At 65.7% G+C, this 19,176-nt stretch carries 18 protein-coding genes and 1 riboswitch; of the genes, 6 read left to right on the top strand and 12 right to left on the bottom strand.

Annotation, left to right across the window (positions count from 1 at the left end; genetic code table 11):
* Nucleotides 1–4: 4 nt before the first annotated feature.
* The 9 genes from GFY24_RS15275 to GFY24_RS15235 all read right to left on the bottom strand — a co-directional run bounded on the left by GFY24_RS15275 (nt 5) and on the right by GFY24_RS15235 (nt 9,726).
* A complete protein-coding gene (locus tag GFY24_RS15275) occupies nt 5–868 on the bottom strand; it encodes a MaoC/PaaZ C-terminal domain-containing protein (RefSeq protein WP_153805706.1) in 864 nt (287 codons plus the stop codon).
* A 14-nt stretch (nt 869–882) separates the two neighbouring features.
* The gene (locus tag GFY24_RS15270) at nt 883–1,326 is read right to left on the bottom strand and encodes an SRPBCC family protein (protein ID WP_153805705.1); all 444 of its coding nucleotides are present in this window, start codon (nt 1,324–1,326) and stop codon (nt 883–885) included.
* A gap of 42 nt (nt 1,327–1,368) precedes the next feature.
* Complete coding sequence (locus tag GFY24_RS15265) at nt 1,369–2,574, bottom strand: lipid-transfer protein (RefSeq protein WP_153805704.1); 1,206 nt, start codon at nt 2,572–2,574, stop codon at nt 1,369–1,371.
* A 167-nt stretch (nt 2,575–2,741) separates the two neighbouring features.
* Entirely contained in the window at nt 2,742–3,386 is a 645-nt protein-coding gene (locus tag GFY24_RS15260; protein WP_153805703.1) for a TetR/AcrR family transcriptional regulator, read from the bottom strand.
* 60 nt (nt 3,387–3,446) lie between these two features.
* Complete coding sequence (locus GFY24_RS15255) at nt 3,447–3,674, bottom strand: hypothetical protein (protein WP_153805702.1); 228 nt, start codon at nt 3,672–3,674, stop codon at nt 3,447–3,449.
* 58 nt (nt 3,675–3,732) lie between these two features.
* Nucleotides 3,733–4,983, bottom strand: a complete 1,251-nt coding sequence (locus GFY24_RS15250) for an MFS transporter (protein ID WP_153805701.1) — start codon at nt 4,981–4,983, stop codon at nt 3,733–3,735.
* A 135-nt stretch (nt 4,984–5,118) separates the two neighbouring features.
* Entirely contained in the window at nt 5,119–6,465 is a 1,347-nt protein-coding gene (locus GFY24_RS15245; protein ID WP_309230878.1) for an FAD-binding oxidoreductase, read from the bottom strand.
* Nucleotides 6,466–6,704: 239 nt separating this feature from the next.
* Entirely contained in the window at nt 6,705–7,922 is a 1,218-nt protein-coding gene (locus GFY24_RS15240) for an NADP-dependent isocitrate dehydrogenase (protein WP_153805699.1), read from the bottom strand.
* 310 nt (nt 7,923–8,232) lie between these two features.
* The gene (locus GFY24_RS15235) at nt 8,233–9,726 is read right to left on the bottom strand and encodes an MFS transporter (protein ID WP_153805698.1); all 1,494 of its coding nucleotides are present in this window, start codon (nt 9,724–9,726) and stop codon (nt 8,233–8,235) included.
* Between the two features lie 138 nt (nt 9,727–9,864).
* On the opposite strand from GFY24_RS15235, the gene GFY24_RS15230 reads away from it, so the two are divergent.
* The 4 genes from GFY24_RS15230 (at nt 9,865) to GFY24_RS41105 (ending at nt 13,585) form a co-directional block, all read left to right on the top strand.
* Nucleotides 9,865–10,566: a TetR/AcrR family transcriptional regulator gene (locus GFY24_RS15230; RefSeq protein ID WP_153805697.1), complete on the top strand. Its 702-nt coding sequence runs from the start codon at nt 9,865–9,867 to the stop codon at nt 10,564–10,566.
* 12 nt (nt 10,567–10,578) lie between these two features.
* Nucleotides 10,579–10,689, top strand: a riboswitch (SAM riboswitch).
* A 94-nt stretch (nt 10,690–10,783) separates the two neighbouring features.
* On the top strand, nt 10,784–12,109 hold the full coding sequence (locus GFY24_RS15225) for a bifunctional o-acetylhomoserine/o-acetylserine sulfhydrylase (protein ID WP_153805696.1): 1,326 nt from the start codon (nt 10,784–10,786) through the stop codon (nt 12,107–12,109).
* Nucleotides 12,106–13,260, top strand: coding sequence for a homoserine O-acetyltransferase (locus GFY24_RS15220; protein WP_153805695.1), 1,155 nt, complete (start codon nt 12,106–12,108; stop codon nt 13,258–13,260). Before GFY24_RS15225 ends, GFY24_RS15220 begins: the two co-directional genes overlap by 4 nt.
* Nucleotides 13,261–13,423: 163 nt before the next feature.
* Complete coding sequence (locus GFY24_RS41105) at nt 13,424–13,585, top strand: hypothetical protein (RefSeq protein WP_194852884.1); 162 nt, start codon at nt 13,424–13,426, stop codon at nt 13,583–13,585.
* Between the two features lie 6 nt (nt 13,586–13,591).
* Here GFY24_RS41105 and GFY24_RS15215 read toward each other — a convergent pair whose 3' ends face one another.
* Nucleotides 13,592–13,837, bottom strand: coding sequence for a DUF3017 domain-containing protein (locus GFY24_RS15215; RefSeq protein WP_153805879.1), 246 nt, complete (start codon nt 13,835–13,837; stop codon nt 13,592–13,594).
* Between the two features lie 164 nt (nt 13,838–14,001).
* On the opposite strand from GFY24_RS15215, the gene GFY24_RS15210 reads away from it, so the two are divergent.
* Nucleotides 14,002–14,478, top strand: coding sequence for a tRNA (cytidine(34)-2'-O)-methyltransferase (locus GFY24_RS15210; RefSeq protein WP_153805694.1), 477 nt, complete (start codon nt 14,002–14,004; stop codon nt 14,476–14,478).
* 156 nt (nt 14,479–14,634) lie between these two features.
* The gene (locus GFY24_RS15205) at nt 14,635–15,246 is read left to right on the top strand and encodes a Uma2 family endonuclease (protein ID WP_153805878.1); all 612 of its coding nucleotides are present in this window, start codon (nt 14,635–14,637) and stop codon (nt 15,244–15,246) included.
* A gap of 6 nt (nt 15,247–15,252) precedes the next feature.
* On the opposite strand, the gene GFY24_RS15200 is transcribed toward GFY24_RS15205, so the two are convergent.
* Complete coding sequence (locus tag GFY24_RS15200; RefSeq protein WP_309230877.1) at nt 15,253–15,483, bottom strand: DUF167 domain-containing protein; 231 nt, start codon at nt 15,481–15,483, stop codon at nt 15,253–15,255.
* 44 nt (nt 15,484–15,527) lie between these two features.
* Nucleotides 15,528–19,022 (bottom strand): error-prone DNA polymerase, encoded by a 3,495-nt coding sequence (locus tag GFY24_RS15195; RefSeq protein WP_309230876.1) that lies wholly within the window; start codon nt 19,020–19,022, stop codon nt 15,528–15,530.
* Nucleotides 19,023–19,176: the final 154 nt, after the last annotated feature.

Here is a 19,176-nt window from a genome sequence, read left to right as displayed (position 1 = left end):
CGAATCAGTCGGCGATAACGGCGAGGCCGTCGGTGAGGACCAGGTCGCCGCCGCGGCCGGTCTCGAATGCGTAGGTGGTTTCCCCCTTTTCGGCGTTCCGGCGCCAGATCCGGGTCTCCAGGTCGTCACCGGGGAAGACCATCTTGGAGAAGCGCACGGCGAAGCGGCGCAGCCGGGCGACATCGGAGCCGCCAACCGCGGCGAGCACGCCCCAGGAGGACATGGCCATGGTGCACAGACCGTGCGCGATGATGCCGGGCAGTCCGGCATCCTTGGCGACCTGCTCGTCCAGGTGCAGGGGTACCGGATCACCGGAGGCGGGCGAGTATCGGAAGGTCTGATTCAGGTCCACGTGCGCGGCGATCCGCGCGAGGGGCGGCTGTTCGGTCAGCGCCGGATCGAAGCGATGTGCCGGCGCGCCGTCGCCAACCTTCGGGCCCGCGTTCACATTCCGGAAGAACGCCGTCAGATACTGCTCATTGACGAGTTCACCGTCCTGCGCCCGGCATTCGATGAGGATGGTGATGGTCGAGCCATTGTCCTTCCCCTCGTAGCCGATGGCCTTGGCTCGCGATATCAGCCGGTCGCCGGGCCTGATCGGCCGGTGGAAGTGAAAGTCCTGCTCGCCGTGCACGACTCGGCCGAAGATATTCATCGGCACGACTTCCAGCACCGGCATCATCATGGCTTCGAAGACCGGGACGATGGCGAAGATCGGCGCTGCCACTTCGCCTTTCAGATGCGCTTCGATGGGATCGTTGGTGGCGGCAGCGTATTCGGCCAGCCGTTCACCGGTGACCTCGAAGGGCTCCTCATCGCTCCAGGCATTCAGGCCCGATGCGGTGAATTCGACTGCGGTACCCGTCATCTCGCCTTGTCCTCTCACTGGCTTGCCGCCGTCGCCAGCGCGTCGAGCGCGGTGAGGGTCTTGTCCAGCTGGTTCAGGCCGTCCTTCTCGACCGCCTTGCCGAGTGCGCCCTTGATGAGCGCGCCCTCGAAGTCACCGGAGACGGCGAACCTGCTGCCGGCACCCTCGGGCTGGATGTCGAAGGCGAACTGCACCTTCACCCCCGCCATGCCGGTTCCGCTGAGTACCAGCCGATTCGGGGTGTCGACGCTCTCCACCACCCATTCGATCTTGTTCGCCATACCGAGCATGAGGATCTTGGCGACCAGCTTGGAGCCCGGCGCCAGCGCGGCGGGCGGCTCCTCCAGCCAGCGCTCGTGAATGGAGAACCACCGGTCCCAGGTCTGCGGATCGGAGACGACGGCCCACAGGGCGTCCGGGCCGGCGGTCAGGTCCCTGCTGGCTTCGATATGTCCCATGAGAGGCGCTCCTCGTCGAGTCTTGTTGCGATGTAGGGTGTTTCAGCGGTCGGCGCGCTGATAGGCGGTGACGACCGCCGCGCCACCCAGGCCGATATTGTGCTGTAGCGCGGCGGTGACATTGCCGACCTGCCGCTTGCCGGCGGCGCCGCGCAGTTGCCAGGTGAGTTCACTGCACTGCGCCAAACCTGTTGCGCCCAAAGGATGTCCCTTGGAGATGAGTCCACCGGAGGGGTTCACCACCCACTTGCCGCCATAGGTGGTCTGCCCTTCGTCGATGAGCTGACCGGCGTGACCCTCCTCGCACAGTCCCAGGGCCTCGTACAGCAGTAGTTCATTGACGGAGAAGCAGTCGTGCAATTCGATGACCTGGAAGTCCTCGGGACCAAGTCCCGCCTGGGCGTAAACCTTCTCTGCCGCTTGCACATTCATGTCGTAGCCGATGAGGTTCTCGGCGCTGCCGTCGAAGGTGGATCGGAAATCGGTGGTCATCGCCTGGCCGACGATCTCCACCGCCTGCGCCGCCAGATCGTGTCGCTCCACGAATTCCGCACTGGCGAGAATCGCCGCGCCGGAGCCGTCCGAGGTGGGCGAGCACTGCAATTTGGTGAGCGGGTCGTAGATCATTCGCGAGGCCAGGATGTCTTCCAGGGAGTATTCCTCCTGGAACTGCGCGTACGGATTGTTCACCGAGTGCTTGTGGTTCTTGTACCCGATCTTGGCGAAGTGCTCGATGGTGGTGCCGTACTTCTGCATATGTTCGCGTCCGGCCGCGCCGAACATCCACGGGGCCACCGGGAACAGCACTTCGGAGATCTCGGCCAGGGCCAGCACATGCTTGGCCATCGGCTGCTCGCGGTCGTCGTAGCTGGAGCCGAGTGAGCCGGGCTGCATCTTCTCGAAGCCCAGGGCCAGGGTGCAGTCCGCGAGGCCGCCCCGAATCGCCTGTGCCGCAAGGTAAAGCGCGGTGGATCCGGTGGAGCAGTTGTTGTTGACGTTCACCACCGGGATGCCGGTCATGCCGAGTTCGTAGACGGCGCGCTGTCCGGAGGTGGATTCGCCGTACACGTACCCGACGTACGCCTGCTCGATCTCGCGGTAGTCGAGGCCGGCGTCTTCCAGGGCCTTGGTGCCCGATTCGCGTGCCATATCCGGGTAGTCCCAGTTGCTGCCGTCTTCGTTCTTGCGTCGCCCCGGCTTTTCGAACTTCGTCATACCGACGCCGACGACGTAGACCTTGTTCGCCATCGAACTCCTCACATCGGGCCGCCCGCCTCCCGGCCGGTTGAAACAAACATACAAAGCTGTATGTAAGTCAGCAAGGGGGCGGCGCGAATCGAGCGCCGAAAGCCCAAGATCAGCAGTCCAAGCGCGGGATGTGGAACATACAGCAGAGCTGGTGAAAGTCGCCGCGATCACTCGGCGATATGCAGATCCGGCACAGTCGATTCCGCTGCCAAGCGCAGTTGCGCGGAGGCGCGCACCCAGCGTCGATGCCCGCGATCGGGATCGGGGGAGATGAAGTTCGCGACCAGGATGCCGCGCAGCGTATCCATGGCGGTGTACGCGAAGTCGCGAACACTCTTGCGCTGCATCTCATTCGGCACCAGCTGCGCCACCGCCAGCAGCACGGCGTTATTGACGAACGGCTCGACCTTCTCCATCTCGGCCGCGAGCACCGGATCGGTGCGACTGGCCACCCACAGCTCGATGGCCGCGATCAACAGCGGGCCCTGATGCAGCTCCCACATGAATTCCAGCATGTCGCCGAGGGGATCGTCACCGGCCCGCACGCGCGTGATCTCCCGCATGGCGGCCTCGGTGCGGCGCTGCGCGAGATGACTGATGGCCGCCACCACCAGATCGGTCTTGGATCCGAAATGGTGCACCTGCGCACCCCTGGTGACTCCGGCCCGCTCCGCGACGCGCGGAGTGGTGGTGCCGGCGTACCCGAATTCGACGAGACAGTCGATGGTGGCGTCCAGCAGTCGAATCCGGGTCTCGGTGCTGCGCTGCTCCTGGGTGCGACGCGGCGGTTTCGAGACGGCGGACCTGGTCATACGACGGATATTACACTTACATACACCCGTGTATGTTCGCGGCCGGATTGCGAGCCGGAGCTACTGCGACGAGTTGTACGAGCACGCGTCGCAGTACCAGCCCGAATCGCTGTTGGTGCAGTCCATCAGTCGGATCTTGGGATTCCCGACCGTCTGCTGACACTTGGTCGCACAGCTGCCGAGATCGGGACCGCAGCTCACCGGGTCGGCATTGGCCACGGCGGCGGTCGGAATGGCAAGGGTGAGAAGCAAACCGGCAGCAAAACCGGCGAAGCGGGACTTGGTCACGACGGGTCCTTTCGTACCTGAGCTTCGTCCGGATGGACGAGCACACGCGATCGGCCGATCATGAATCAGCGTAACTCCGAGTTTGCTGTCGACGTGCAATTGCCACTGTCGCGGTGAAGAGCAGGGTGCCGAGCACCGCCAGGCCCGCACCCACCACCGCAGGCGCGGTATAGCCGAGTCCCGCGGCGATGACGACTCCACCGAGCCACGCGCCCGCGGCGTTGGCGATATTCAAGGCCGCGTGATTGAGCGCCGCCGCCAGGGTTTGCGCATCATGCGCCACATCCATCAACCGGGTCTGCAAACCCGGTGCGAGCGCCGCACCCGAGGCGCCGATGAAGAACGCCCCGATCGCCGCGGTGAACGGATTGTGCGCCGCCGCAACGAAAGCCGCGAGAATCACCACCATGGCGAGCAGTGCCGCGAAGATCGCCTTGTCCACCCCGCGATCGGCCAGCACACCACCGACGATATTGCCCGCCACCATGCCCAGCCCGAACAGCATGAGCACGATCGGCACCAGGCCGACACTCATTCCGGCCACATCGGTGAGGGTGGTGGTGATGTACGTGTACACCGCGAACATGCCACCGAATCCGACCGCGCCGACCACCAGCGTGAGCAGCACCTGCGAGCGGCGCAGTGCGCCCAACTCGGTGCGCGGATCGGTCAGGCGAATACCGTGCAGCTCCGGCACGAACTTGAAAATGGCCGCCACCGTGGCCAATCCGATGATTGCCACCACCACGAAGGCATCCCGCCAGCCCAGATGCTGACCCAGCCAAGTAGCTCCGGGAACGCCGACAACATTGGCGGCGCTCAATCCGAGCATAACCGCGGCAACCGCCTTGGCCCGCTGCCCCACCGGCGCGAGCGAAGCCGCCGCCAGCGAAGCGACACCGAAATACGCGCCGTGCGGCAGACCCGAGACGAACCGGGCGGCGGTCAGAGTGGCGAAGGTCGGCGCGATCACGCTGGCCGCGTTACCGACCGTGAACGCCACCATCAAAGCGATCAGCAACCGCTTGCGCCCCACCCGCGCCGCCATGGCCGCGATCACCGGCGCGCCCACCACCACACCCAATGCGTAAGCCGAAACAATATGCCCCGCAACAGGTTCGGACACATTCATATCGTCGGCAATATTCGGCAACAACCCCATGGTCACGAACTCGGTCGTCCCGATCCCGAACCCACCCAGCGCCAGCGCCAGAATCGCCGCCACCGGCCACCGCCGTTCGGCGACCACCGAGCCCACCCCATCGGCTGCCTCGACAGCCACATCCACGCCCGGTACAGAGTTCGCCATGAAATTGCGCAACACCCCCGACCCACTCCCCCATCCCCATTTCACGGTGACTCCCCTCACCCACGCCCGCGAGCGTGCACTGGTGGCGGAGATTACGGCGAATCACCGCCACAGGTGCACTGCGGGCGAAGGGGTTCAGACGGGGAAGCTCCCGCGAATAGCGCCCTCCGGGTCATACCGCCGCTTGATCGACCGCAGCCGCACGACGGTGTCCGGTGTGAAGGCGTCGGCCGCGGAGTCACCGCCATCCAGATAGGTCAACGGCTTCCGCCCCGACACATGCGAATGCAGCGCCGAAACGACCGCCTGCTGCCGCTCCGCGACCACGGCGGCATGCTCGGGCGTCGGTACCGGACCGAGCATGGACAGCAGATAGGGCTCGCGAATACCGCCCGCGGCTCCGGCATCCACAGGCGGCCGATGCAACGCACCGCCGAGATGCCGGACCTGGACCAGCGCGAGCGGACTCACCGAACGTTGCGGGGCGGCGACATTCAGCAGGACATCGGTGACATGGCTGGAGAAATCGGTGAGGAGTTCGCCTCGAACACGAGCCGGACTGGGATTGGTGGGTTCCATGCAGATACCGCCGAGCTCGGTGGCATCCAGCGGACGCCGATTGTCCATCACCACCCCCGCGATCGCCTCGAACCAGCGCAGCGGAGCCGTAACCTCCCCTGCCGCAACCACATCCACCGCGATCATGGCCTTCCCGCGCAGCACCTCCGGCACCTGCGGAAACGGCGGGAACTGCATCAGCGTCACCCAAATGCTCAGTCCCTCAGCGGCTTCGAGGGCGGCCTCGCGATACGCCGCGAGCACGGTCTCGGCCCGATCGGCCGGCCACATCATCCGCCCGCCGTACAGTGCACCGTGTTCGAAGAGATCGAACTCCAGTGCCGTCACCACCGCGAAATCGCCGCCACCACCCCGTAGCGCCCAGAACAGCTCCGGATCGGTCTCGGCTGTCACCAGCATGTGAGTCCCGTCCGCGACGACACACTCCACCGCCCGCACCGCATTCGCCGCGAATCCCCTACTGCGAGCGAACCATCCGATCCCACCCCCGAGCGTGTACCCCGCAATCCCGACAACGGGTGAACTCCCCACCGCCCCCACCAACCCGTGCGGCGCGGTCCGCTCCGACAACGCCCCCCACTGCGTCCCCGCCCCCACTCGAGCCGATCGCCGTCGCGCATCCACCTCGATCCCGTCGAGCGCAACGGTTTTCACCAATACGGTCCCCTCCGCGGCCTCCGAAGCCCCATGCCCCGTAGCCTGCGCGGTCACCGCCACCCCGACCTTGGCCGCATACTCCACCACAGCCGCCACATCCCCGGCGTCGGCAACCTCGACCACAGCCGAAACCCGCTGCTCCACAGCCGAATTCCACGGCACCCGAGCCCCCTCGAACCCCTCCTCCCCCACCGCGAGCACCCGCCCCCGAACCACCCGCCGTAAATCACTCCCGATACCCGACACATCTCCTCCTTCACCACAGGCCGGGCACAGCCTCTCGCACCCCCTATGACTGTTTCGTGACCGCGGCGGAACCGGCCCGGAAAACAGTTCGGGCACCCGCTCCGCCGGAGAGTGGCGAGGGCAGGTGCCCGGAATGTAGGTGGCGAATCGATGGTCTCGGCCGGGACGATCGGTCCCGGCCGCCATCGGTTCGCGAGTTTCGGACGCCGGAGCGTCCTGGGCGCCGAAACGCCCTGGACTCAGCGCAGGGTGCGGGCCAGGTTGGCGTCGAGCACGCCGAGGAATTCCTCGGTGGTGAGGTAGCCCTGGTCGCCGCCCACGAGGAGGGCGAGGTCCTTGGTCATCTGGCCGTCTTCGACGGTCTTGATGACGACATCCTCGAGGGTCTGGGCGAAGCCGATGACCTCGGGGGTGTTGTCCAGCTTGCCGCGGTGCGCCAGGCCACGGGTCCACGCGAAGATCGAGGCGATCGGGTTGGTGGAGGTGGGCTTGCCCTGCTGGTACTGGCGGTAGTGGCGGGTGACCGTGCCGTGCGCGGCTTCGGCCTCACAGGTGCGGCCGTCCGGGGTGAGCAGGACCGAGGTCATCAGGCCGAGCGAGCCGAAGCCCTGCGCGACGGTGTCGGACTGCACATCGCCGTCGTAGTTCTTGCAGGCCCAGACGTAACCGCCCTCCCACTTCAGAGCGGAGGCGACCATATCGTCGATGAGACGGTGCTCGTAGGTCAGACCGGCGGCGTCGAATTCCTTCTTGAATTCGGTCTGGTACACCTCTTCGAAGGTGTCCTTGAACATGCCGTCGTACGCCTTGAGGATGGTGTTCTTCGTGGAGAGGTACACCGGGTAGTTCTGCTGCAGGCCGTAATTCAGCGAGGCACGCGCGAAATCGCGGATGGAATCCTGGAAGTTGTACATACCCATGATCACGCCGCCGTCTTCGGGCATGCGGACGACCTCGTGCTGGATCGGCTCGGAGCCGTCCTCCGGCGTGAAGGTCAGGGTGACGGTGCCGGCCTGATGCACCTTGAAATCGGTGGCGCGGTACTGATCGCCGAAAGCGTGACGGCCGATGATGATCGGCTTGGTCCAGCCCGGAACCAGTCGCGGAACATTCGAGATGATGATCGGCGCGCGGAAGATGGTGCCGCCCAAGATATTGCGGATGGTGCCGTTCGGCGACCGCCACATCTTCTTGAGATCGAATTCCTGCACCCGGGCCTCGTCCGGAGTGATGGTCGCGCACTTGACGCCGACGCCGTGCTTCTTGATGGCGTTGGCGGCGTCGACGGTGACCTGATCATCGGTCTTGTCGCGGTATTCGATGCCGAGGTCGTAGTACTCGAGGTTCACATCGAGGTACGGGTTGATCAATTTTTCTTTGATGAACTGCCAGATGATCCGGGTCATCTCGTCGCCATCGAGTTCGACGACAGTCCCTTCAACCTTGATCTTGGACATGGACTTCGTGTCCTCCTAGGAAGGTGGTGCTCCCATTGCACGGCCAGGTGAGCACGCTTGTGAGCGGGAACCCCGGCTGTATCAACAAACAACGTATATGCCCGGCGTTTCCTGCGGGACCTCTGGTACCAGGTCCGCGCCGTCCGTGGCGCCAAACAAGACGAGCGTACTGCTGCTATGTACCTCACCGCACGGGCAGCCCCCGCTGTGCGGGACCCCGCCTTCAATTACTCACAAGTAGTTCCCGGGTGATCCACGACATGCCGCACCCCCGCCGCGCATGGCACGACGGGGGTGCGGATCGGACAAATCAGACTCCGACGTGCACGTGCTCGCCACCTTCGAGCAGATTCTCCGGCTTATCGCGAATCATGAACGCGATGATCGGAATCGTCAGCAGGAAGAAACCGGCACCCGCGTAGAACGCGACGTCGTAACCGTGGATCGAGGCCCGCGCCACCAAACTGTCGACGGTCGGGTTACCGCGGGCATACCGTTCGGTCGCCTGCACCGACAGCGTCATCAGCAATGCCGTGCCGATGGAACCACCGACCTGCTGAGCCGCGTTCAGCAGCGCACTGGCCACCCCGGAATCCTTCTCGTCGACCTGATGCAGCGCGGTCGCCTGCATGGCCACGAACAACCCACCCATACCGAGCGAGATGAGCAGCATCGCGGGCAGCACATGAGCGGAGTAACTGTCCCCGAGCGAGAGCTGAGCCAGGTACAGCAGACCACCCGTGCCCAGCACCGCACCGGCCAGCATGATCGGCCGCGGCCCGATCCTCGGCAGCAGCGTGCTGGCGATACCGGCCGAGATGACAATGCCGATCGGGAACGGCAGGAACGCCGTGCCCGCCTTCAGCGCCGAGTACCCGAGCGTGATCTGCATGTAGAAGCTCAGATTCAGGAACATGGCGAACATGGCGATCGGGGTGATGAGCGCGACCAGGAACGAGCCGCCCCGGTTGATCTCACCCGGAATACGCAGTGGCAGTAGCGGATTCGCCGAACGCTGCTCGATGACGACGAAGGCGGTCAGCAGCACCACACCCACGATGAGCAGTGACAGCGTGCTGGCCGCGGCCCAGCCGTCATCGGCCGCGCGGCTGAACCCGTAGACCACCGAGACCAAGCCGAGCGTCGCGGTGATCGCACCGGGCAGGTCGTAGCCGCCGGTGCGCGGGGCCGGAGTGTCCTTGACGACGAACGCCATCGCACCCGCGAACGCCAGCAATGCGATGGGAGTGTTCACCAGCAGGCACCAGCGCCAGCTGGCGTATTCGGTGAGCGCACCGCCGACGATCAGGCCGATGGCCGCGCCACCCGCCGAGACACCCGCGAACACACCGAACGCGCGCGCCCGCTCCTTGGCCTCGGTGAAGGTGACCGACACCAGCGACAGTGCCGCCGGGGCCAGCAGTGCGCCGAACGCGCCCTGTAAACCGCGGCCCGCGAACAGCTCCGCGGTGTTCTGTGCGAGACCGGCCAGTGCGGAGGCCGCGGCGAAGCCGATCAGGCCGATCAGGAAGATGCGGCGGCGGCCGAGGTAGTCGGCCAGCCGTCCGCCGAGCAGTAGTAGCCCGCCGAAGATGAGCGTGTACGCGGTCAGCACCCATTGCCGGTTGCCGTCGCTGATGCCCAGGTCCTGTTGGGCGAAGGGCAGGGAAATGGTGACGATGGTGGCGTCGAGTACCACCATCAGCTGGGCCATGGCGATCACGCCCAGCGCCAGCCAGCGCTTGGAAGCGCTTGCCGGACTTGATGTTTCATTGGGCGCGAGTTTCGCCGTCCCAGTGGTCATGCCGTCTCCTCGGGGAGTGGTTCGAACAGCCCGTTCCATCGTGACACTCCCGGACATTTGACGTCAAGAGAAAAATGTCGCAGCCAGACAGTTGGCCGTTAACGTCACAATCGAACAGTGCGGCTATACAATGGCGGTATGTCCGAGTCGTCGATGCACGCCGATCTGCTGGAGCGCCACCGTCCCGGCCTGCGCGAACGCAAGAAGCAGCAGACCCGCACCCGGATCATCGATGTGGCGCTGCGACTCTGCGACGCCCAGGGCTTCGACGCCACCACCGTCGAGCAGATCGCCGACGCGGCCGATGTCTCACCGCGCACCATCAACCGGTACTTCGACAGCAAAGAGGCGATCGTCATCGCCCCCATCGAAGAGGTGGGCATCGCACTGGCGGAACAGCTACGCGCACAACCGATTACCGGCAACGAACTGCAGGCGCTGCTCAATGGATTCACCGCCTTCGTCGAACAGGTCATCGAGAGCGACCATCCGGTGCCGTTCCGCTGGTTCCAGCAGATGCAGCGCATCACCCAGAGCAGCCCGACGGTCCGCGCGCAGAGCCTGCAGACCGCGGACGGCAAAACCCGCGCCATGACAACCGTGCTCGCCGAACGCCTGCGCACCGACCCGAATTCCATGCAGGTCCAGGTGATCGCGACCACCTGGCACGCCATCGCGCGCATCGGCATGGAGTGCGACTTCGACGGCAACTCCACACTCCCGGACTGCTCCACCCCCGTCTCGGGCCGCGACCTCATCAAGAATGTCGAGGCGGCCTTCGAAGAGTTCACACGCAGTTGTGCCCTCCCCGTGGCAACGGCTGTTGCGCCGCCCCGTTAGAATCTCCGCCAAGGTCAAGAGCATCAGCGCAAAGCCCCGGCTCGCTGATCGGCAACCCTCCAGCAGCGGCGGGGTGCTCCGGGTGAGGACCAGGCGCTCGAAGGCCGAGCGCAAGCGCACTGTAGGAGGACCCGAGATGTGTTGTTGTCGAAGCCAATTCGCCTTCCGATAACGTCCACCTCCGCCGCTCAGGCGATCTGCATTCCTGGAGCACGACATGAGTGACTCGACCGCGTCCATCGACCCCGCCAACTGGTCCTTCGAGACCAGGCAGGTCCATGCCGGCCAAGCCCCCGACGCCACCACCGGCGCGCGCGCACTGCCGATCTACCAGACCACCTCGTACGCCTTCCGCGATACCGATCACGCCGCCGCGCTCTTCGGACTCGCCGAACCGGGCAATATCTACACCCGCATCATGAACCCCACCCAGGACGTGGTGGAGCAGCGTATCGCCGCCCTGGAGGGTGGTGTGGCCGCACTGCTGCTGGCCTCCGGGCAGGCCGCGGAGACCTACGCGATCCTGAATCTCGCGGAGGCGGGCGATCACATCGTCTCCAGTCCGCATCTGTACGGCGGCACCTACAACCTCTTCCACTACTCGCTGCCCAAGCTGGGTATCGAGGTCAGCTTCGTGGAGGATCCGGACGATCTGGCGCAGTGGGAAGCGGCCGTGCGGCCCAATACCAAAGCGTTCTACGGCGAAACCGTCGCGAATCCGAGCAGCTCCATTCTGGATATCCCGGGCGTCGCAGGTGTCGCGCACGCGGCGGGTGTGCCGCTGATCGTGGACAACACCGTTGCCACGCCCTATCTGATCCAGCCGCTGCGGCACGGTGCGGACATCGTGGTGCACTCCGCGACCAAGTACCTCGGCGGACACGGTTCGGCCGTCGCCGGCGCGATCGTGGACGGCGGCACCTTCGACTGGACCGTCACCGATGCCGACGGCACGCCACGGTTCCCGGGCTTCACCACCGCCGATCCCAGCTACCACGGCGTGGTCTTCGCCGAACTGGGCGCACCGGCGTTCGCGTTGAAGGCACGGGTACAGCTGCTGCGCGATCTGGGTGCGGCGGTCGCGCCGTTCAATGCCTTCCTGATCGCGCAGGGCATCGAGACGCTGAGCCTGCGGGTGGAGCGGCACGTGTCCAACGCGCAGGCCGTGGCGGAGTTCCTCACCCAGCAGCCGGGCATCGAGAAGGTCTACTACGCCGGGCTTTCCGATTCCCCCTGGTTCGAGCGCGGCAAACAACTGGCACCCAAGGGCGTCGGCGCGATCGTCTCCTTCGAATTGGCGGGCGGCGTCGACGCGGGCAAGAAGTTCGTGGACGCGCTGGTACTGCACAGCCATGTCGCTAACATCGGGGATGTGCGTTCGCTCGTGATCCACCCTGCCTCCACCACCCACTCCCAGCTGACACCCGCGGAGCAGCTCGCCTCCGGCGTCACCCCTGGTCTGGTGCGGTTGGCCGTGGGTATCGAGGGAATCGACGACATCCTGGCGGACCTGCGCGCCGGCCTGACGGCGGCCGCAAATTGACCGCGAATACCGAATCCGGCACGACCGTTCCGACGGCGGCGGCACTACTACCGCCGCCGGACGGGACGCTCGGCAGCATTGCCATCGGGGATGTGCTGCTGGAGAGCGGCATTGTCATTCCCGATGTGACGCTGGCCGTGCAACGCTGGGGCGAACTATCCGCGAACGCCGACAATGTGGTGTTGGTGGAGCATGCGCTGACCGGTGACTCGCATGTGATCGGCCCAGCCGATGTGCATCACGACTCCCCCGGCTGGTGGGACGGGACGATCGGCCCGGGCAAGCCCGTCGACACCCGGGAATGGTGTGTCATCGCGGTGAACGTGCTCGGCGGCTGTAAGGGCAGCACCGGGCCGTCCTCCTTGGCGCCGGATGGAAAGCCTTGGGGCGGAAGGTTTCCCGAGTACACCATTCGCGATCAGGTGACCGCGGAGGCGCAGTTCTTCGATCGGCTCGGCATCGACCGGCTGGCCGCGATCGTCGGCGGATCCATGGGCGGTATGCGGGTCCTGGAGTGGATGATCGACTATCCCGAACGCGTCGGGGCGGCACTGGTGCTCGCGGCCAGTGCTCGCGCCACGGCCGATCAGATCGGCCAGCAAACCACCCAGATCGCCATTATCAAAGCCGATCCGGACTGGCAGGGCGGCAACTACTACGGCACCGGGCGCGCCCCGATGACCGGTATGGGTCTGGCCCGCCGCATGGCGCACCTGACCTACCGCGCCGAGGCCGAACTCGACCACCGTTTCGAGAACCACGCCCAGGGTGACGAAAACCCTTGGGCGGGTGGACGTTACGCGGTGCAGAGTTATCTGGAGTATCAGGCCGACAAGCTCATCGCGCGCTTCGATCCGGCCACCTACGTGCTGCTCACCGAGGCACTGAACCGGTACGACGTGGGCCGCGGGCGCGGCGGCATCGCGGCGGCGCTGGCCGGCACCCCGGTGCCGGTCGTGGTCGGCGGCGTGGACTCCGATCGGCTGTATCCGCTGCGTAATCAGCAGGAACTGGCCGATCTGCTGCCCGGCTGCAAGGGCCTGGAGATCGTGCATTCGCGGGACGGCCACGACGGCTTCCTGACCGAGACCGAAGCGGTCGGCAAGCTCATGGCCGAGACCATGGAATTGGCGCGCGCGGCGCGCCGCTGATCGATCCTGGATGCCCGCGGTGCAATGACCGCGGGCGCTCCATGAGTCACGCCTGTTTCGTATGAATTATCTTGACGCACTGCCGGTTTCGCGACGATGACACCTCGGTAACCGACACGCCGATGTCGTGACTGAAACGGCGCCGCACCGTAAGGTATGCAACATGACAGCAGCCTTCGATGACATGGATCTGCGCGATCTGGTCGCGTTGCTCTCCGATGAGGAACAACACGAATTACGCCCCGCCGTGCTGCGCGTTTTACACCGCCTACCCGACCAGGAAATCCTTCGCCGCGAACTCGGCCGCCGCCTCACCACCGCCTGACATCGGCTAGGTGACGCCCAGGCTGTTGATGGTCGCCGCCAGCACGATGATCACACTTCCCATCACCGTCAACCACCCCACGTCGAAGGGCTTGCTTCGCACCGCGAGCAAGCCCACCCTCCCCGTCGGCAACAGCAACCGGAACGCCGCCGCCAGCAATGCGGCCCCGCCGAAGAAGAACGTCCCGCGCCGCCACCGATCCCACGCCAGGAACACCACCGCCACCACCAATACGGCACCGATCAGCACCATCGGCAAATTGTCACGCACGGACTGACCGAACCGGCTGGTGGTACCCGAAGGGGCGGCATGGGCTGGACTCACGCCCCAGAGCTTAACCGGCCCGGCTCTCCCACAGGCCCTCGCTGCGACCCGATCCGCGCGGGCTGCGAACAATACGGTTGTCGTCCTCTGCAATGCTGGTGGGCGTGTTCCATTTGGTGTTCTTCTCCCCGCGCATCCCGCCCAATACCGGCAACGCCATCCGGCTGGCCGCCGGCACCGGCTGCGCGCTGCACCTGATCGAACCCCTCGGCTTCGACCTGTCCGAGCCCAAACTACGCCGGGCCGGATTGGACTACCACGACCTGGCCTCGGTCACCGTGCACGAAAACCTCAGCGCCGCATGGGAATCCATCAACCCCACCCGCGTCTTCGCCTTCACCGCCACCGCCACGACCCGCAACACCGACATCGCCTACCGCGACGGCGATGTCCTACTCTTCGGCCCCGAACCCACCGGCCTCCCCGACGAGGTCCTCACCGACCCCCGCATCACCGACCAACTCCGCATCCCCATGCTCCCCGGCCGCCGCTCCATGAACCTCTCCAACGCCGCCGCCGTCGCGGTCTACGAAGCTTGGCGGCAGCAAGGTTTCCCGGGCGCGGTGTAGTGACAGGCGGCCGCACGAGCGGCCCGCCAGCAGCCAAGGTGCGCGACAATAGGGACTAAACCGTCCTAGCTGCGAAAAACCCGGAGGGCTGCGGATATGCCGAATTATCCTGACGACGTGGCGATTCCGTATGCGCAACCCGAACTTCCCGAATACATGACCTGGGAGGAGCTCGAGCAGCTTCCCGAGGAGATCGCGGAACAGATCGAACTATGGGACGGCCGGGTTGTCTGGGTGCGGCGTGGACCTGCCGAGCACCAAACATTTTCAAATCTGCTGTGGAGCGGATTACGCAGGTGCGCGAGAGAGGCTTCGACACACCAGCCCGAACACTGTTGGCGCGCCACGACGGAGACCAACGTCTTTCTGCGCCCTACCGGTAAGTCGGACTTCCTCACGCCCGACTTTCTGGTTCACCGCTGCCTCGAATCCCCGTACCAGGAGGTGCGCGCCACCGATGCGGTCCTGGTCGGCGAAGTCCTCTCCCCCTCCAACACCTCGTCCGATATGGAAGCGAAGAAGAGCCGCTACGCGAACGCCGGAATCCCTTGGTACTGGGAGGTATCCCTGGCAGAGGAAGCCAGTGCGATCGCCAGAGTGCGGGCGTTCGGTCTTCAGGCCGAGCCGGGGGAGTTACCCGCAGGTGTCCACCCGCTTTGGACAGCCAACTACCTGGCCATCGGGGAGTGGACACACGCCGACGCCGATGGCATCGAGTTCGACCACCCCTTCCCGATCCACATCCCATGGGACGAACTCGAATTCTGAGCTGTATCAGTCGGCGATCTCGAAGCGTTTGAAGCGGGAAGTGGCGCCGGCGGTGAGGGTTATCGCGGACTTGGGGACGCCGAGGTGGGTGGCGAGGAGTTCTATGGCGGCCTTGTTGGCTTTGCCTTCTACCGCGGGGGCGCGGACGTAGAGCTGGAGGGTGCCGTCTTCGAGGGTTTCCACGAGGGGGCCCTTTTTGCTGTTGGGTTTGATGGTGGCCCTGATTACGGTGGGCACGGTTGACTCCTCTCGAATCCGCTGTCGATGGATTGTCTCGTGGGTCAGCGGAAGTCGCGGGAGCGGCCCTCTATGCGGAGGTTCATGCGCTGAAGGTGGTCGGCTACCACGGTGACCGCGCCTTCGGCGTTTTGGACTCGGCCTCGGATGAGCAGGGCGGGGGCGGATTGGGCCAGGCGGCGGTAGCGGGCCCAGAGGCCCACGGAGCAGACCACATTCACCATGCCGGTCTCATCTTCCAAGTTGAGGAAGGTGACACCGCCGGCGGTGGCGGGGCGCTGCCGGTGGGTTACCGCGCCGCCCACCAGAACCCTTGTGCCATCGCGGATTCCGAGTAGGTGGGAGGCGGGGATTACACCCAGGGCATCGAGTTGGGGGCGGAGGAATTCGGTGGGGTAGCTCCCCGGGGAGACACCGGTGGCCCAGACGTCGGCGGCAGCCAGCTCGAGGGCGCTCATACCGGGGAGGGCAGGGGCTTGCACGGCCGCACCTATGCCGGGGAGGCGGTCGGGGCGTTCGCCCGCGGCGGCTCCGGCCGCCCAGAGGGCTTCGCGGCGGGTGCCGCCGAGACTGTCCAGCGCACCCGCCGTGGCCAGCGATTCCGCTTGCGGCACAGTCAATTCCACGCGGCCGGTGAGATCTAGGAAGGACGCGTAGGGACCGGCGGTGCGGGCCTCGACGATCTTCTCGGCCAGCTCCGTGCCGATACTGCGGACCGCGCCCAGGCCGAGCCGGATCTGCATACCCTCCGCCTCCAGGGTCGCCTCCGCCAGACTGTGGTTGATATCCGGGCCGTGCACCACCACCCCGTGCCGCCGGGCATCGGCCACCAGCGATTGCGGGGAGTAGAAACCCATCGGCTGGGCGCGCAGCAGACCCGCGCAGAACGCCGCCGGATGATGCAGTTTGAACCAGGAGGAGTAGAACACCAGGGAGGCGAAACTCTGCGAATGACTCTCCGGGAAGCCGAAATTCGAGAAGGCGTACACCTTCTCGTAGATGCGGTCGGCGATATCGCCGGTAATGCCGTGCAGCTCGCGCATGCCGTCGTAGAAGCGTTCACGTAGCCGCTCCATCTTCTCCGGGGAGCGTTTGGAGCCCATGGCGCGGCGCAGTTGATCGGCCTCGGCGGCGGTGAAACCGGCGATATCCACGGCCATCTGCATGAGCTGCTCCTGGAACAGCGGGATACCGAGGGTGCGTTCGAGCGAATTCTGTAGTGCCGGATGGTCGTAGGTGACCCGCTCCCGCCTATTTCGGCGACGGATATAGGGGTGCACCGAGCCGCCCTGAATGGGTCCGGGGCGAATCAGCGCCACCTCCACCACCAGGTCGTAGAAGTTGCGCGGCTTCAAACGCGGCAGGGTCGCCATCTGCGCGCGGGATTCGACCTGGAAGACGCCGACCGAGTCGGCGCGGCACAGCATGTCGTATACGGCGGATTCGGTCAGATCCAGGCGATGCAATTCGACGACCTCGTCCTTGTGCTCGCGCACCAGGTCGATCATGTAGTGCAGCGCCGACAGCATGCCGAGGCCGAGCAGGTCGAATTTCACCAAACCGGCTGCGGCACAGTCGTCTTTATCCCATTGCAGGACGCTGCGGCCGGGCATGCGCGCCCACTCCGTCGGGCAGACATCGGCGATGGGGCGATCACAGATCACCATGCCGCCCGAGTGAATGCCCAAATGCCTTGGCAGGCCCTCCAATTCACCGGCCAGCCCGAGCACGTCGGCCGGTATCTCGGTGTGCTCCTCCTTGGCGACGCCGGTCCAGCGGCTCACCTGTTTACTCCACGCGTCCTGTTGACCGGGCGAAAACCCCAGTGCGCGTGCGGCATCGCGCACCGCGGAGCGACCGCGATAGGTGATCACATTGGCGACCTGCGCGGCATACTCACGCCCGTACTTGGTGTAGACGTGCTGGATCGCCTCCTCTCGCCGATCCGATTCGATATCCACATCGATATCGGGCGGGCCGTCCCGCACCGGCGAGAGAAAGCGCTCGAACAGCAGTTTATTGGCGACCGGATCCACATTGGTGATGCCGATGGCGTAGCAGACAGCCGAGTTGGCGGCCGAACCCCGCCCCTGACACAGGATGTCATTGGTGTGGCAGAAGCTGACAATATCGTGCACGACCAGGAAGTAGCCCGGAAACTTCAGTCGGCCGATCACTTCCAGCTCATGTTCGAGCTGTTGATACGCCTTCGGATTACCCGCGCGCGAACCGTAGCGACGACCCGCACCCCGCATGGTGAGCTCGCGCAGCCAGGAGTTCTCGTCATGCCCGTCGGGCACATCGAACGGCGGTAGCTGCGGCGCGATCAACCGCAGATCGAAGGCGCATTCCCGCGCCAGCGCAGCAGCATTCGCGACCGCTCGCGGATGCGCTGCGAACAATCGGGCCATCTCCGCACCGGAGCGCAGGTGCGCGCCACCGGTCGGGGGGAGCCAGCCCGCCATCTCGTCCAGGCTGGACCGGGCACGAATGGCGGCCAGCGCCATGGCTCGCCGCCGCTGCGGTGGTGCGGCGAAATGCGCTCCGGTGGTTGCCAATACGGGCAGGCCGACCCGATCCGCGAGCGCGATGAGCCGGGCGTTGCGCTCATCGTCCTCCGGAATCCCGTGATGGGTGAGCTCCACACTCACATGCTCGCGCCCGAACCGCTCGATCAACTCTCGCAGCGCGGCTTCACCGGCGGCATCCCCCTGCGTAAGCGCTTGCCGCACAGTCCCTTTCCGGCATCCGGTGAGCACATGCCAGTGCCCGCCCGCCGCCTCGGTGAGCCGATCCAGGTCGTACCGCAGGATCCCCTTCTCCCCCGCCGCCATATGCGCCGCCGCCATCTCCCGCGACAACCGCCGATACCCCTCCTGCCCGCGCGCCAGGATCAGTAGGTGCGGCCCGACGGGATCCGGCGCACCGGTGCGCGGCGCGGAATCGGACCACGTGCCATCGCCGAAAGTGCTCGCACCCTTGCTATTTCGGCTACCGGAAGCCCCAGCGGCGCCGCTCTCGCCACCCCCGCCTTTTCGCGCCGGGCCGCCCCGTCGCCCCGTTGCCTCGGCGGTCGCCTCGACAGCAGGGGCGGATTCCCCGCGCCGGCCGCGTCCCCGCACGCCTCGCGGTGCCAGGTGCGCGCTCGCGCGGGCGGCGGTGCCGAGGGATAGCTCGGCGCCGAAGACCGTGGGCATACCCCATTCGCGGGCGGCTTCGGCGAAGCGCACCACGCCGTAGAAACCATCGTGGTCGGTGAGGGCGAGGGCTTCGAGGCCGAGGCGGACGGCCTCCTCGACCAGTTCTTCGGGTGGGGACGCGCCGTCGAGGAAGCTGTAGGCGGAGTGGGTGTGCAGTTCCGCGTAGGGGACCTTGGGGCCCGCGGCGCGGGTGAGGGGTACGGCCTCGTATTTCTCACGTTTGCGGGACCAGGCGGGGCTGTCGCCGCCGTCGCCGTCGATATGCCGGGCGGGATCGGGGCGGCCGGAGAGCACGCGCTCCAGTTCCGCCCAGGTCGGCGGAGCGTTATGCCAGCCCACAGCCCCTCCTCCACCTCTATCAACACAGCGCATCGAACATACATTCGATCTCTGGTGGCAGTATAGGAGACCCAACCGAACGGTCTGTACAAGGTCGCCCCGATGCGTCCCGGACATTCCCCGCCCACTCCTGGCACCGGAACTTACTTAGGAG

Origin of the sequence: Nocardia sp. SYP-A9097 (genome assembly GCF_009649815.1) — a bacterium.
Classification (GTDB): Bacteria; Actinomycetota; Actinomycetes; order Mycobacteriales; family Mycobacteriaceae; genus Nocardia.
Note: the sequence above shows the minus strand (reverse complement) of the source record. Positions and strands in the feature narration are given on the sequence as shown.